The 15,558-nt window shown below is 38.7% G+C and carries 11 protein-coding genes and 1 riboswitch; of the genes, 2 read left to right on the top strand and 9 right to left on the bottom strand.

Annotated elements, in window-relative coordinates; translation table 11 throughout:
- Window positions 1-139 precede the first annotated feature (139 nt).
- The 4 genes from ribE to ribD are packed head-to-tail and all read right to left on the bottom strand — an operon-like array spanning window position 140 to window position 3,730.
- A complete protein-coding gene (gene ribE, locus HMPREF1151_RS04335) occupies window positions 140-601 on the bottom strand; it encodes a 6,7-dimethyl-8-ribityllumazine synthase (protein ID WP_005377561.1) in 462 nt (153 codons plus the stop codon).
- A gap of 51 nt (window positions 602-652) precedes the next feature.
- Window positions 653-1,855 (bottom strand): bifunctional 3,4-dihydroxy-2-butanone-4-phosphate synthase/GTP cyclohydrolase II, encoded by a 1,203-nt coding sequence (locus tag HMPREF1151_RS04330; protein WP_009661156.1) that lies wholly within the window; start codon window positions 1,853-1,855, stop codon window positions 653-655.
- A gap of 17 nt (window positions 1,856-1,872) precedes the next feature.
- The gene (locus HMPREF1151_RS04325; protein ID WP_009661222.1) at window positions 1,873-2,529 is read right to left on the bottom strand and encodes a riboflavin synthase; all 657 of its coding nucleotides are present in this window, start codon (window positions 2,527-2,529) and stop codon (window positions 1,873-1,875) included.
- Window positions 2,510-3,730 carry a bifunctional diaminohydroxyphosphoribosylaminopyrimidine deaminase/5-amino-6-(5-phosphoribosylamino)uracil reductase RibD gene (ribD, locus tag HMPREF1151_RS04320; protein WP_009661295.1) on the bottom strand — a complete coding sequence of 407 codons (1,221 nt, stop codon included), beginning with the start codon at window positions 3,728-3,730 and terminating at the stop codon, window positions 2,510-2,512. The genes HMPREF1151_RS04325 and ribD overlap by 20 nt, the downstream gene beginning before the upstream one ends.
- A gap of 73 nt (window positions 3,731-3,803) precedes the next feature.
- Window positions 3,804-3,919, bottom strand: a riboswitch (FMN riboswitch).
- A 247-nt stretch (window positions 3,920-4,166) separates the two neighbouring features.
- Here ribD and poxB point away from each other — a divergent pair.
- On the top strand, window positions 4,167-5,912 hold the full coding sequence (gene poxB / locus HMPREF1151_RS04315; RefSeq protein WP_009661056.1) for a ubiquinone-dependent pyruvate dehydrogenase: 1,746 nt from the start codon (window positions 4,167-4,169) through the stop codon (window positions 5,910-5,912).
- An 89-nt stretch (window positions 5,913-6,001) separates the two neighbouring features.
- Here the strand turns inward: poxB and HMPREF1151_RS04310 are convergent, their stop codons facing one another.
- The 4 genes from HMPREF1151_RS04310 to HMPREF1151_RS04295 form a co-directional block, all read right to left on the bottom strand.
- On the bottom strand, window positions 6,002-9,727 hold the full coding sequence (locus HMPREF1151_RS04310) for a PolC-type DNA polymerase III (RefSeq protein WP_009661146.1): 3,726 nt from the start codon (window positions 9,725-9,727) through the stop codon (window positions 6,002-6,004).
- A 2-nt stretch (window positions 9,728-9,729) separates the two neighbouring features.
- Window positions 9,730-10,710 carry a DNA polymerase III subunit delta gene (gene holA / locus HMPREF1151_RS04305; protein WP_009661133.1) on the bottom strand — a complete coding sequence of 327 codons (981 nt, stop codon included), beginning with the start codon at window positions 10,708-10,710 and terminating at the stop codon, window positions 9,730-9,732.
- A 14-nt stretch (window positions 10,711-10,724) separates the two neighbouring features.
- Window positions 10,725-12,740: a ComEC/Rec2 family competence protein gene (locus HMPREF1151_RS04300; RefSeq protein ID WP_232198013.1), complete on the bottom strand. Its 2,016-nt coding sequence runs from the start codon at window positions 12,738-12,740 to the stop codon at window positions 10,725-10,727.
- Between the two features lie 136 nt (window positions 12,741-12,876).
- Window positions 12,877-13,506, bottom strand: coding sequence for a ComEA family DNA-binding protein (locus HMPREF1151_RS04295; RefSeq protein WP_038141254.1), 630 nt, complete (start codon window positions 13,504-13,506; stop codon window positions 12,877-12,879).
- A 152-nt stretch (window positions 13,507-13,658) separates the two neighbouring features.
- Here HMPREF1151_RS04295 and HMPREF1151_RS04290 point away from each other — a divergent pair, with 152 nt between their 5' ends.
- Window positions 13,659-14,888 (top strand): aminopeptidase, encoded by a 1,230-nt coding sequence (locus HMPREF1151_RS04290; protein WP_009661079.1) that lies wholly within the window; start codon window positions 13,659-13,661, stop codon window positions 14,886-14,888.
- A 123-nt stretch (window positions 14,889-15,011) separates the two neighbouring features.
- On the opposite strand, the gene HMPREF1151_RS04285 is transcribed toward HMPREF1151_RS04290, so the two are convergent.
- A complete protein-coding gene (locus HMPREF1151_RS04285; protein ID WP_009661141.1) occupies window positions 15,012-15,491 on the bottom strand; it encodes a dCMP deaminase family protein in 480 nt (159 codons plus the stop codon).
- Window positions 15,492-15,558: the final 67 nt, after the last annotated feature.

Below are 15,558 nucleotides of genomic sequence, written 5' to 3'. Positions count from 1 at the left end.
ATAGTATAGCATGATATATGTATATTTTCCATTATGCAGGAACATATGTTTGTTTAAGTATCTTTTCTAGTAAAAGAACATATTTTCGATATAAAAAACACTCAGTATCATACGATACCGAGTGTTTTCAAAGGTTAATTTAGATTTGATCGATAAGATTAACCATTTCAATAGCCCCCATAGCGCAATCGTAACCTTTATTACCCGCTTTTGTACCAGCACGTTCGATAGCTTGTTCAATATTTTCAGTTGTTACTACACCGAACATAACAGGGATACCGGTTTCTAAAGAAACGTGAGCAATACCTTTTGCCACTTCATTACAAACATAGTCATAATGTGTAGTAGCCCCACGAATAACTGCACCTACACAAATAACAGCATCATAACGACCAGATAAAGCTGCTTTTTTTGCAATCAAAGGAATTTCATAGGCACCAGGAACCCAAATGACTGTAATATCTTCTTGTTTAACATCATGACGCAATAAGCAATCTTCTGCGCCACCAATTAATTTAGATGTAATGAACTCATTGAAACGTGAACCAATAATGGCAAATTTCTTACCAGTACCAACCAAATTACCTTCTTGAACCATCATGTTATAGCCTCCTATGAATTTAGATTAAATGTCTATATAACGAAAGAAAAATTAGTCTTCTAACATATGTCCCATTTTTTCTTCTTTTGTTTTTAAATAGCCTGCATTAAATTTGTTAGCAGGAATAATAAGAGGTACACGTTTGTGTACATCAACACCCCAATGTTCTAATCCATGGCGTTTTTCAGGGTTATTCGTCAATAAACGGATACTCTTAATACCTAAGAATCGAATAATTTGAGCCGCTAAAGAATACTCACGCATATCTGCAGGGAAACCTAATTGTTCATTCGCCTCTACTGTATCAAGGCCTTGTTCTTGTAATGCATAGGCTTTAATTTTATTGGTTAAGCCAATACCACGACCTTCTTGACGCATATAGACTACAACGCCTTTGCCCTCTTTTTCGATGGACCGTAGTGCATTTTCTAATTGTTCACCACAATCGCAACGTTTAGAACCAAATACATCCCCTGTTAAACATTCGGAGTGAATACGTACAAGTACATCTTCACAATCTTGTACATCGCCCTTAACAATTGCCAGATGCTCTTTATGATCTAAATCATTTTTAAATACGAAGATATTGAAATCACCAAATTTTGTTGGTAATTTGGAACAAGCGCCTAATCCGATCATATCTTCATGTTGTTTGCGATATTCAATGAGTTCAGCTACAGACGCAATTTTCAAATCATGTTCCTTAGCAAATTCGATTAGATCCGGTAAACGTGCCATATCACCATCATCTTTAGTGATTTCACAGATAACAGCAGCCTCTTGCAAACCAGCAAGACGACAAAGGTCAACAGATGCTTCAGTATGACCTTGGCGTACGAGAACGCCACCTTCTTTATATACCAATGGGAAAACATGACCAGGGCGACGGAAATCAGCAGGTTTTGCATTAGGATCCAATAGTTTTTGAATCGTATACGCCCGTTCTGCAGGAGAAACACCTGTAGTTGTATCTACATGGTCAACGGTAACAGTAAATGCTGTTTCATGATTATCCGTATTCTTTGTAACCATTGCAGGAATACCAAGGCGTTCCAAAGCTTCTCGTCTCATTGGAGTGCACACGATACCACGTGCATATTTAACAAAGAAATTAATGTTTTCTTGAGTAGCAAACTCTGCAGCGATAATTAAATCCCCTTCATTTTCGCGACTTTCATCATCAACGATAATAACAGGTTTACCAACTTTCATATCTTGAAGAACTTCTTCAATTGTATTCAATGTATAATTCATGGAGATAACTCCTCCTTTTACATAAATCCGTTCTCTACTAATAGAGATTCCATGGATTTTTGGGACTTACTTGTATGTGTAGGCTCATCTAAAGTCATAAAATGACGAATATAACGGCCTGTAATATCTGTTTCTAAATTTACCTCTGTACCAATCGACGCATGTCCGAGCACAGTTTCGCTTAATGTATGTGGAATAATAGATACGGAAAATGTCGATTCTGTTCTCTCCATAATCGTTAAGCTAATGCCATCGATTGTAATAGATCCTTTATAAATGACGTAATCCATAATCGATTTTGGAGCAGAAATAGTGAAAACAATGGCATTATCTGTTCGTTTCATATTGACGATGCGACCTGTACCATCCACATGACCAGCTACAATATGACCTCCAAACCTTCCATTAGCAGCCATAGCGCGTTCGAGATTAACGGGTTGATTTACCTTTAAATTGGTAAACGTCGTCATACTTATTGACTCCGGCATAACATCTGCAGTAAATTGGTGATTTCCAATAGATGTGGCAGTTAAACAAACGCCATTAACCGCTACAGAATCGCCAATTTTTAAATCGTCAAAAATTGTATTGCCACCGATTGTCAAGAATAATGATTGGGCACCCTTTTTAACGTTTACTATTTTGCCAACTTCTTCAACGATGCCTGTAAACATAGGAGCCCTCCCTTCCTAAACGATAGGATTCAATACGAATATTATTATCTAGTATTCGCGAACTAGCAAATTCGAGTGTAGGCGCCTCATATAATGTAGCAAAACCGGTACCACCTACAGCAGATGTACTATTCGCGCCCCCTATGACAAGATTGCCTATATAGGTAACAATTTTATCAAAGGCCAACGATTCAACAAAGGAACTGATAATGGTGGAACCACCTTCAACAAGCACTGATGTGTATTCTTGTTCCCCAAGATGTTCCAAACACGCTTGAATATCTATCTTCTTAATATCTATAGCTACATCAGTGGTACGTCCTTGACGCACCGATTTTGTTGGGAGTTCCTCTACAATCGCTCCAACATTAGCCAAAGCAATTCTACGCTGCTCTGGACAACCTTTCGCTACATAAATGATAACCTTACGATTTGGTATCGTAAATACCTTTGCATCCGTTGGCGTACGCCCCTGACTATCCAAAATAATAATATCTGGCTGATGCACCTCTAATGTATTATCTATCGATACATCGTGTCTGTTGATAAGTGCTTCATATAATTCATCTCTAGTGAGCCTACAATTAAGCAATGGATCATCAGCCAAGATGGTCCCAATACCAACAAGCATCGCATCATGAGACGCTCGCAATATATGTCCGTCCTTACGGGAACTTTCATTCGTAATCCATTGAGATTGACCTGTGAAAGTAGCAATTTTACCATCTAGGGACATAGCACTTTTTATGGTTACAAACGGTTTATGTGTTTGAATAAATGTAAAGAACTGTTCATTCAACTGAATACATTCATCCACACATACATCTGTAGTTACCTCTATACCTGCCTCAGTAAGAATTTGAATGCCCTTACCAGCCACTAGTGGATTTGGATCGGTACTACCAATCACAACGCGAGCAATACCAGATTCAACGACACGCTTTGCACATGGCGGGGTCTTACCATAATGAGCACAAGGCTCAAGGGTTACATATAAGGTAGCCCCCCTAGCATTGTCTCCCGCGGCATCTAAAGCATGCACTTCCGCATGGGCCTCACCAGCCTTATGGTGATACCCTTCGCCAACTATTGTATTATTTTTTACTACGACGGCACCAACCAAGGGATTGGGCGATGTATGTCCAGTTGCCATTTTTGCAAGACAAATGGCACGCTTCATATATAATTCGTCGTTCATCATAATACCTCAATAAAAAAAGGACTATAAACATAGTCCTTGGGTCATCATATATACACATACGAAATATATGTGCTATTGTCTTTTCTCATCCAGACTCTACTGTCGGTATCGGAATTGCACCGATTCATGCCATATAGCTCGCGGACTATCACCGCCGGTAAGGAATTTCACCTATCCCCAAAGACTTATCATATTAATTTATATGTTTATAGTACCACTTTTATGATACTTTCGCAAGATTATACATTTGTATATGAGAAAACTTATTAATATCCATCTCAATTATATAGCACTTTTAGAAATTGAACTAATTTTGTGATGTATACAATATATTGTGATAAAAGTCACATAATATGCAATCATAAGATACTACTATTTATAGTATACAATGAATTATATTTTTAAATAACATTAATTATCATATAGAGGTGATAATATGGCAAAAAAACGTATATCAGATGTACTCATAGAAGTATTAGCTAACGCAGGTATTGAAAGAATTTATGGTATTACTGGGGATAGTTTAAACTCGGTAAACGATAGTTTACGTCGTAATGGAAAAATTCAATTTGAACATGTGCGCCACGAAGAATCTGCAGCCTTCGCTGCTGGTGCAGAGGCTCTATTAACAGGTAAATTAACCGTATGTGCTGGTAGCTCTGGCCCTGGTAATCTCCATTTGATCAATGGTCTATTTGATTGTCATCGCAATCGTGTACCAGTGCTCGCTATTGCCTCTCATATTCCACAATCCGAAGTCGGTCTCAACTATTTCCAAGAAACACATCCAGAAAATTTATTTAAAGAGTGCTCTTGTTTCTGTGAACTCGTTTCTAATCCAAAGCAAATGCCTGAAATCCTATTCCGCGCCATGAATGCCGCAGTTGGCAATCGCGATGTAGCCGTAATCGTTCTACCTGGTGATGTGGCCGTTATGGAAACAGAAATTGATGAATTACCTACATGGCATGCGCCTAAATTGCCACGCGTAATTCCTCAATCAGAGGATATTCTTGAAATGGTCCAACATATAACCAATGGCAAACGCATTACACTTTTCTGTGGTGCTGGTTGTGCCGGTGCACATGACGAAGTGGTTGAACTTGCTACTAAATTACAAGCCCCTGTTGTACATGCTTTCAGAGGCAAAGAATGGGTTGAGTGGGATAATCCTTATGATGTCGGCATGACAGGTTTGCTTGGTTATACATCCGGTTACCGTGCTATTGAGCAATGCGATACACTAATCATGTTAGGTACCGATTTCCCTTATCGTCCATTCTATCCTGAAAATGCTAAGGTAATTCAAGTAGACATTAATCCATCCGCCCTAGGTGCACGCGTTCCATTAACACAAGGCATCATAGGTTCTGTGAAAGATACATTACACGAACTACTCCCTCACCTTACACAACGAGATGATACAGAATTCATCGATACCGTTCGTAAAGCATACACTAAATTCCGCAATGATTTGGACAGCTATGCTGTTGCTGAACCTGATGGCGTAGCAATTCACCCTCAATATTTCGTAAATCGTCTTAATAAATTGGCTGCTGATGATGCCATCTTTACATTCGATGTGGGTACTCCTGTTATCTGGACAGCACGCCATGTCAAAACAAATGGCAAACGTCGTATCATTGGATCCTACAACCACGGTTCTATGGCCAATGCAATGATGCACGCAATAGGCGCTCAAAATGCATGTCCAAATCGCCAAGTTATCTCCCTATCTGGGGACGGCGGTTTCACAATGATGATGGGCGAAATGTTGTCATTAAAACAATTAAATCTTCCTGTGAAAGTATTCGTATTTAACAATGAAGAACTTAGCTTCATTGCCATGGAAATGAAAGCATCTGGTTACCTAGATTATGCTACAGACTTCGTAAATCCTGATTTTGGTAAACTTGCTGAGTCAGCTGGTATCAAAGGTATTAGCATTACAAACTCTAGCGAAGTAGATGAAAAAATCAAGGAAGCTCTAAACTATAATGAAGGGCCTGTTATTATCAATGTCCGTGTTGATAAACAAGAACTTGCTATGCCTCCAAAAATTGCATACCAACAAGCAAAAGGATTTAGTAAATACTTGATCAACGCCATCCTTGATGGACGTGGTACGGAACTTAAAGAAATGGCAAAAACTAACTGGATGAAATATAAATCCTTATACTAAAATCTGCCGAAATAATTAAATTGCAAAACTTTCAAAAAAAAGGTGTCATCAAACGATGACACCTTTTAATGTTAATTAAATCAGATGAATTAGCCAAATAACGACATTTGTTCGTCTTCTGGCAAATCTCCACAGCATTTAAGTTCTTTCATCGTTTCAATGATTGTAGCAGATACCTTACAACGACGTTGCAAGTCTTTTAACGATGTAAATGGTTTTGCTTCTCGTTCTTCTACGATTGCATCAGCAACGGTTTCACCAAGTGAATCGATAGCTAAGAATGGTGGTAATAGTGCACCGTCCTTAATGCTAAATCGGCGAGCACCGGAATGTTGAATATCTACGTTGATAAAACGATACCCCCGTTGATACATTTCCATGGATACCTCTAAGGCGGACATCAAATCCTTTTCCTTAGGGCTGGCACCACGATCAAGAGCTTTAATACGATTAAATTCTTTCAATTGTGTATTCAAATCACCTGTCATGATCCGTAAATCAAAGGCTTTTGCACGGATGGAGAAATAGGCAGCATAGAATGCTAACGGATGGTATACCTTAAACCACGCAATACGGAATGCCATCATAACGTAAGCAACGGCATGGGCACGTGGGAATAGATAGGAAATCTTTTTACAAGACTCAATAAACCATTCAGGAATATTATTTTCTCGCATTTCTTTTTCAAACTCCGTAGTCGCTTGGCCTTGTTTATTTCTCTTTTCGATGCCCTTCCCTTTACGAACATTTTCCATGACGAAGAAACTGTTTTTCTTATTCATGCCACGATGAATCAAAAAGTTCATTACGTCATCACGAGTAGAAATGGCTTCATTCAATTTACAAGTACCATTTTTAATGAGTTCCTGTGCATTATCGAGCCATACATTCGTACCGTGGGAGAAACCAGAAATACGAACAAGATCAGAGAAGGTTTGTGGCCGTGAATCTTCTAGCATGCCCCGTACAAATTTCGTGCCACACTCCGGTACGGCAAGGCTAGCTACTTGGTCCCCTTGCAATTGTTCAGGCGTCAATCCGATACCCTCTGTTGATGAGAATAGGCTTAGCGTTCTCGGATCATCAAAAGGAATCGTCTTCGCATCAATACCGGTCAAATCCTCCAACATACGAATAATCGTTGGATCATCATGGCCCAGAATATCGAGTTTTGTCATACGCCCTTCAATAGAGTGATAATCAAAGTGAGTCGTTAATACGCCACTCTCTTTTTTATTGGCCGGATGCTGAATCGGCGTAAAATGGTGCACATCCATATCACGAGGACAAACCATGATGCCACCCGGATGTTGGCCTGTTGTATTTTTTACATTTGTAAAACCTTTTGCGAGGTGCTCAAGGAATCCACTGCGAGCCTGAATATTTCTTAGCTCTGCATATTTCTTTACATACCCAAATGCAGTCTTATCTGCAATGGTACCAATAGTACCGGCCTTAAATACATTATCACGGCCGAACAGTTCTTCCGTGTACTTATGGGCCTTCGCTTGGTAGTCACCAGAGAAGTTCAAATCAATATCTGGAACCTTATCGCCTTCGAAACCAAGAAAGATAGCAAATGGAATGTCATGACCATTCGTTTGTAATGGATGACCGCAATTAGGACAGTCACGACGCGGTAAATCGAATCCACCGGCGTATTCACCATTTTCATAAAATTCCGACCACTTACATTCAGGGCAAATATAATGCGGTGGCAATGGATTAACCTCTGTAATCTCCGACATGGTCGCTGCAAAGGACGAGCCTACAGAACCACGAGAACCTACGAGATAGCCATCATCTAGCGATTTTTTTACCAGCTTATGAGCGATATAGTAAAGCACGCCATAACCATTGCTGATGATACAGTCGAGCTCATAATCTAGGCGTTCTTGTACAACACGAGGCAATGGATCACCATAAATCTTCTTCGCATTTACATAACACATTTCTGTGAAAGCTTCATCGGCCCCTTCGATTTTAGGTGAATATGTGCCATCTGGCACTGGTTTAATGTCTTCAATACTATCGTTGATGGCCCGTGTATTCGCAACAACAACCTCATAGGCCTTTTCTTCACTCAAATATGGGAATGAAGCTAACATTTCATCAGTAGTACGCAAATGTAAATCTGGTTGTTCATCCGCATCAGGGAACCCACAAGCGGTTAACATAATCTCACGATATATCTTTTCTTCTGGTGTTAAATAATGAACGTCACAGGTAGCACATACACGTTTATTGAGGGCTTCGCCCAATTCAATAACCGTCTTATTCATATCGATAAGAGCTTGTTCATCTGGCACGATACCCTTGCGAATTAAGAATGTATTGTTGGTATGTGGTTGAATTTCAAGGTAATCATAGAATGATGCAATCGTTAATAGCTCTTCTTTGGAGGAACCTTTAACAATAGCCTGCATCAATTCACCTGCTTCACAGGCAGACCCTATAAGAATACCTTCACGATGCTCTTCAATGATAGAACGAGGCAAACGAGGTCTCCGTTTATAGTATTCCAAATGGGATATGGAAATCATTTTATACAGATTACGTAAGCCCACCATGTTTTGAGCTAACAAAATAATGTGATAACGAGGTGCTTCATCTTTTCGTTTTACAACGTCTAAGGATAATTCCTTTTCTAAATCCGCATCATCAACGAGATATCCTTCAACGCCATAAATAACCTTAACACCTAGTTCTTTACCAAGTGCTTGTGCTTCAGGAAAGGCTTGTACAACACCATGGTCCGTAATAGCGACCGCAGGATGGCCCCATTTTTTGACAGTTTTAAATAAATCCTTAATCGATACGAGTGCATCTTTATCACTCATCTTAGTATGGAGATGAAGCTCAACACGAGAATCTGGTCTGTCTTCTGTCCGTTCATTTGTATTGTCTTCTTCGATAGCTTCGATACTACGTATAGATAAAATATAGTCCTTATCAAATCGATCATCAAAGTTGACACTACCTTGAACGCGCACCTTTTGCAATTTCTTTAATTGTTTTAATAAGGCATCCCCTTCTTCTGGACTATTCGTAAATTTGATAAACTTCATACTGTTCGTATCATCTACGATACTGCCATTTACGATACTTTTACCAGTCCTAGTATCGCGTTTATCAAGGCCAACGAACACACCTTCAAAAATGACACTTGGTGTTTCTACAGTGCCCATGATACTGGTGGTCGTGCCCTCAATGCGTGGACCTAAAATCATACCCTCATCAGTTGGTGCATCCTTAGGCGCGCGTTGTGGATATTTCTTGCCCCCTTTGTGTTGATGTCCGCTATTAGCTGAAGATGTAGATGATGAGCTACTTGATATAGATGGATTTCTTGTAGTTACAGACTCATACGATGTGGGGTCTGGATTAAAATAGTCCAATTCCACCGCATCCATAAATGGCACAAACTCATCTGCATAATCAATTTCATCATCGTTATTGCCAGCAAAGGACTTTCCTCTCTCTGGCATGTTTTCTTCTTCTAATTTTTGTCGATGTGCTTCAACATCTTCAATAAATTCACCTACACCACAACCACCGGCATAGTAGTATGGTGCAAATTCTTCATCATCGTCATCTACCTTCCACGCAAAGCAGCAAGACGTTGTTGCATTGGTAGGAATCGTATCAAAGGAAATATTTTTTTCTTTATACCAAGCAGCTAATCGTTCTTGTAATGACACTAATGTTTTAAATGCTGAATCTGCTGCTTGTATGGTTACCTGTTTATCATCACAATTCACATAGAAAGCAGGTTTACTATTCTGTTTTGGTACTACTCGATAACGTACTTTCATTTTTATCCCTTATACCCACAATAGGTCAAACATAAATCCCTAAATCGCCACATATCCCCTTTGCTCGTGCGACTATCTAATATTACCTCATATAATCCTTTTAAGAGTGCTTTTAAAGCCTTTATAGAAATACGAGAACTTGCTTCATAGGCCAGTTTTATAGGGTACGGCTTATAAGAGGCCCCATTTTCTTTACAAAAATTTTCTACCTGTTTAGCTGTCATACCTGCAGCACGACATTCGCTTACCAATAATTGGAGCCGCAACTGTCCTTCGATATAGCCCATAGCACGATCGATTTCTTTATAGCTAAACATAAACGGAAATAATTCTAATAAGGTATTCACATCTTGTTTTAATAAAGCTTCTTTAAAGGTAAAGATATTTTTAGCTCCATAATTACTGCTATGTTCCATTAAAAAGGATTTATCTATTTTCTTATGATTCCCTAATAACAGAAAATATCGATCAAACTCGGTACGCATAAACGCAACCGGCACATCTTGCCATAACTCCAATAGATGAGATAGATAGTCATGCCCATCAGGCGTCAGCATATATCCATTAGAGGTGCAATACTGACGAATCCACATCAATAAATCGTCACCTTCTAATCGCTTACATTCCTTATTAGGAATAGATTCTAATATCTTTTTATTTTGTTTTAATCGTTTATCCACCATATCGTGATAGATAATAAGTACTGGATTATCACCGGTATAATTCATCAGTAACTCGGCCAATGCATCCCATTCTTGACTCTCTTTTTGGCCTGCTTTTTTCAAGATAGGTAGATTGATAAGACAAAATACCTTGGCATCGCCAAATAATGAATCCTCCATCAATTGTTCTGATATTTTAGAAGGACCGGCTTCATCATGCAACACGCGCACATCTAGGTTTTTATGAGATAAGAAAAACTTTTGTTTCTCTTCTTCTATAAGTTGTGGTTCATTACCATAGATTAGATATACTTGATTCATCGCCAGTCCTCCTTTCATAATCGATAGTCCGGAATATATTGATAGCCCCATAAATGAACATGTTCTGCATCGGGATCAATGTCTCGCATCGCTCCTCGAGGCATGCTAACAAGCACGGGATGATTCAAATGTAATGCTACAATTTGATTCATCATATACGACTGAGAGGTAATCAAAATAGTGTTCCTCATATCATTTAATTGTAGTTTTTTTTCACCATTTTGTCTATTATAGACCATCACAGACGATATATCATTTTTGTATAAAACAGTATTTTTGCCCGTCGATTGAAATCGTTGAACATGAGCATTTTTTAATGGAATACCAAAACTTTGGAGTCCATTTCTTACGCGAATTTCACTAGCTTTCATTGGAATAGCATCAGGTGTATCAATATATACCATAGCTATTTTTTCATAAGGCTTAACAATGAGGAATGCATTTGACTGTTTCATAGGTATAATATGCAAAATCGTTTCATTCCTATATAAGATGCCACTATAAGCTATAGCAATTATTCCAATTCCCATAAGTACAATTCCTTTTGTGAAAGTTCTAAATTTAAGCTTTAATGAGACTAGGTTAATATATAGTAATCCCACACATCCATAGTATAACACCCCTAATGTGGCAGAAATGGTACCTATCCACCATAGACATATAGAACTGTTAGCGAGATGCGCATTTACATATAAACAGATAGTTAATATCCAGTCGATTACGTTCCAAACCATACCTATTGGTATAAGTAAGGATAGTATGGTACAACCAAATAACATAACAATAGCTATATCAAGTAAAGGTGTAATAATAATAGCTGCAAAAAGACTTGCTAAACTCAAATAGTGAAAGTAATAGAGCTGGAACGGTATCAATAAAAGTTGTGCACTGATGCAGAGTACTAGTGGAGCTTTCACAATCGGTGGCAATACTGTGATCCATCGATATAATGGCATGCCAAATAATAAGAGTCCGTAGGTAGCTCCAAAGGATAGTTGAAAGCTCACATCTAATAAAAGTAACGGATCATATAGTAAAAACAGTATAGCCGTCACTGCTAATCCTTGCTTCGCCGTATACATACGGCCCTTTACATAGGCTAAAGCAAGCCAAATCCCCATTATGGTGGAACGCACAACAGGTGCACTGAAACCAACTACTATACAATAAAAGATAGATAGTATAATACCACCCATCATAGCATAACGTTTCCTGATACGACATACTCTGCATAGGCCATATACGATAGAAAATAACAGTGCAATATGGGAACCCGATATAGATAAAATATGAATGATACCAGTGTAGCCAAATTGACGTAGCACATCTTGACCTAATTCTCCATAATGGCCTCCTAGAACTAATGAAATTCCAAGCCATTTGGTTGTATCTGATAGATACTGCTCCATCAATACTTCAACAGCACTACGCATCGAATCAATTATGTGAAGACACCGTTGATAATAACCGATATAAGAATCTATCTTATACTCTTTTAGAGCGTGTAAATCCACCACCTTATAGGTACCATCAAACATGGCACCCATATCTTCATTACGAATTGCCTTATTTCGCTTATCAATAGTGCCTCTCTCTTCTGTCAAATAGAGAGATCTAGGCGTACCATAAACAATAATCGAATCCCCCATATGAAGATGTGTAGGATTTTCTTGTATTGTTACTCTAATATGCCCATCGGCCTTAATATGTACGCCTTTTGCCGTATCCTTGTGTGGCACTAACCCTAACAATATAGCACTAAATGATCTATATTCTTTCCCATCAATCACTTTTAAATCTACCGGAGAATCTATGAGTAGTGCATATTCGCCTTCTTGTGATAAAAAGAATTTAGTGTGCCCTACATACTGATTAATTTGATGGTTTACATGTACAAATGATATGCCACCTAATGCACATGAGACAATGCAGGTTACAACTATATATTTAATTGACAAAGACGATTGTAATCTATAGCGAACCACAGCTTTAACCAATGTATATAGTAGATAGCCAGCAGCACCAAACATACAATACCAACTCGTATCGAGCAAGACATAATGCGAGCTATAGGCACATAAAATGCCTAGTATGATACCACTTAGAATATAATGGGCTATCTCCGAATAGGTGATCAGCATATTCAGTGTCAAATACATAGGTAAATTAGACTGTAATTTTATCGCGTATCTTCTTAAATAATCCATCGCCGATACCTTTGACGTGCTTGATATCCTCTATAGATGTAAAAGCGCCCTTACTTTGACGATACTCTTCAATCCGTTTTGCCATGGTTGGCCCAATTCCAGGCAGTGAATCGAGTTCCTTAACGGTAGCCGTGTTAATATTAATCTTTTGATTTCGTAGTAATGATTCAGGATTCCCGTGAAAGTTAAATTTGATATGAATATGCTGCCCACCTGTCACTGTCTCTGCTAAATTGATGGACTCTACATCTCCATATGGTAGTGCACCTCCAGCCCCTTTTATAACATCGCCAATTGTCGAGCTAGCTGCCACCTTATAAAGACCTGGCGATTGAATAGCACCCGTCACATACACAATAGCATCTGTACTTTCAGTATGTTGTTCAGGTTGAACTACCCCATTATTAGCATGAATAGAATTACTTTCATGATGATTAATGCTATTCACGTCAGACGTATTAGACGCTAATACAGACGAATCTGGCATTGTGGTGCTTCCTTCTGTTATAATAGGCCATAGGAAATAAATTCCTACTAAAATACACAGGATTATTATAATCCACTTATGTGACACAATCATTTGTTTCATATGGTCACCTCCTACTATTAGAGTTTCCATATACAACAAATAACTCCTACTTGTGACTCTATTAGTCACATAAGCAGGAGTTTTCAAAATTATATCGAATTAAAGGAACATACTTTACCGGTATATCCTATTACTATGTTAAGGAGTCTATAATGAACCAAGAATTATTACGTAAATACGCCCGTACTTTATTGCAGTCTGGCGTTAATTTACAAGAAAAGCAAACACTCATCGTATCTGTTGATGTAGACAATAAAGATTTTGCAGTCATCGTTACGGAAGAAGCCTATCAATTGGGTGCCAAAGAGGTTATCATCAATTGGCGTCATACCCCAATTACACGACAACGCTTATTACATGCTGATGCATCGGTTCTAGAAACACCGGCTAAATGGATTCCTGTATATTACGAGCAATATGTAGAGGAAAAAGCTGCCTTTTTATCACTTATCAGTGCCAATCCAAAGGCGTTAGCAGGAATTCCTACAGAGCGCATTAGCCTAAACTCACGCAATCTCAACAAGGTTCTGTCCTTCTACCATACAGCCATCATGAACTCATTCATAACATGGTGTGTAGCCGCTGTACCAACAGTGCTTTGGGCTGAACTTCTTGGCTATGAAGGATCAGATGAAGAAAAACTCAACCAACTCTGGCTTACATTACTAAAGTTATGTCGTCTCAATGATGTAGAGGCAAAAGAAACATATGCGCATCACATGGCTAAGCTACGCCATCGTCGCGAAGCATTAAACGCTCTTGATTTGAAAGCATTGCGATACACATGTAAAAATGGTACAGATTTACTTCTCGAATTACCAGAAGACCATATTTGGCAAGGTGGCGAAGAGTTCTCTAAAGAGGGTATCAAATTTAATGCCAATATACCTACAGAAGAGGTGTTCTGTGCACCTCAATGGAATGGTGTAAATGGTAAAGTAGTCAGTACAAAACCACTTATCTACCAAGGCAATCCTATTTCTAACTTCTCCTTTACCTTTGAAAACGGTAAAATTGTTGATTACACGGCTGAAGAAGGGTTAGATATTCTTAAAGAACTCATCGAGACGGATGAAGGCTCTCAATATCTTGGTGAAGTAGCCCTCGTGGATCACTATAGCCCTATTAGCCAATCCAATAGAATTTACTATGAAACATTATTTGACGAAAATGCATCCTGCCATTTAGCAATCGGAGCTGCCTATCCAACTTGTCTAAAAAATAGCGACGGCCTTTCTGAAGAGGAACTCAAAGAACGTGGTCTCAACCACTCCCTTGCTCATGTGGACTTTATGATTGGTCACGAAAACATGAATATTAAAGGCATTACAAAAGACGGCCAACAAATAGATATCATGATTGACGGCCGCTTATTGGTATAACACACAACATATAAAAGGGATGGTACATCCTCCGTAAGCTCCACCGGCCGGGTCTGACTCCGGCCTTCGGCCTCCGCAGGGCCAAAGTCGCTTTCGAAGGATACACCATCCCTCTTTTATCTATTATAGTGTTATTTCCAATACGCGGCCCGTCGGTTGATATTCAATAATATCTACACCGGCCGTCTTTAGCATACGTTTTGAAGCCTTAACCTCTTTAGTATCTTTGTACAAATCATCTCGATAAATAACGGCCTTTATGCCGCTTTGAATAATAGCCTTTGCACATTCATTACAAGGGAATAGTGTTACATAAATCTTAGACCCTTCTAAAGAACCACCGCGATAGTTTAGAATCGCATTTAATTCACTATGAACGGTATAAAAATATTTATTATCATCTGCCGTATCCCGTTCCCACGTAAAATCATCATCACTACAATTTAAGGGCATGCCATTATAACCGATGGATAAGATCTTATTATCATTGCTAACGATACAGGCCCCCACTTGTGTATTAGGATCTTTGGATCGTTGCGCAGCCAAAATAGCAACGCCCATAAAGTATTCATCCCAAGAAATATAATCGCTACGTTTTGCCATAATAACCTCTCTAGATAATAAAGCCCCCTTCTACCTATGTAGTTGGGGGCTTTCATTATATTAACAA

Source organism: Veillonella sp. ACP1 (genome assembly GCF_000286635.1).
Classification (GTDB): domain Bacteria; phylum Bacillota; class Negativicutes; order Veillonellales; family Veillonellaceae; genus Veillonella; species Veillonella atypica.
This window is presented reverse-complemented; position numbering and strand designations above follow the sequence as displayed.

Bases quoted from the DNA above. Each gene is read 5' to 3' on its own strand.
- HMPREF1151_RS04300 (WP_232198013.1), bottom strand. From the start codon at position 12,740: ATGTTTGGTGCTGCTGGCTATCTACTATATACATTGGTTAAAGCTGTG.
- HMPREF1151_RS04310 (WP_009661146.1), bottom strand. From the start codon at position 9,727: ATGAAAGTACGTTATCGAGTAGTACCAAAACAGAATAGTAAACCTGCT.
- HMPREF1151_RS04295 (WP_038141254.1), bottom strand. From the start codon at position 13,506: ATGAAACAAATGATTGTGTCACATAAGTGGATTATAATAATCCTGTGT.
- ribD (WP_009661295.1), bottom strand. From the start codon at position 3,730: ATGATGAACGACGAATTATATATGAAGCGTGCCATTTGTCTTGCAAAA.
- HMPREF1151_RS04285 (WP_009661141.1), bottom strand. From the start codon at position 15,491: ATGGCAAAACGTAGCGATTATATTTCTTGGGATGAATACTTTATGGGC.
- holA (WP_009661133.1), bottom strand. From the start codon at position 10,710: ATGAATCAAGTATATCTAATCTATGGTAATGAACCACAACTTATAGAA.
- ribE (WP_005377561.1), bottom strand. From the start codon at position 601: ATGATGGTTCAAGAAGGTAATTTGGTTGGTACTGGTAAGAAATTTGCC.
- HMPREF1151_RS04325 (WP_009661222.1), bottom strand. From the start codon at position 2,529: ATGTTTACAGGCATCGTTGAAGAAGTTGGCAAAATAGTAAACGTTAAA.
- poxB (WP_009661056.1), top strand. From the start codon at position 4,167: ATGGCAAAAAAACGTATATCAGATGTACTCATAGAAGTATTAGCTAAC.
- HMPREF1151_RS04330 (WP_009661156.1), bottom strand. From the start codon at position 1,855: ATGAATTATACATTGAATACAATTGAAGAAGTTCTTCAAGATATGAAA.
- HMPREF1151_RS04290 (WP_009661079.1), top strand. From the start codon at position 13,659: ATGAACCAAGAATTATTACGTAAATACGCCCGTACTTTATTGCAGTCT.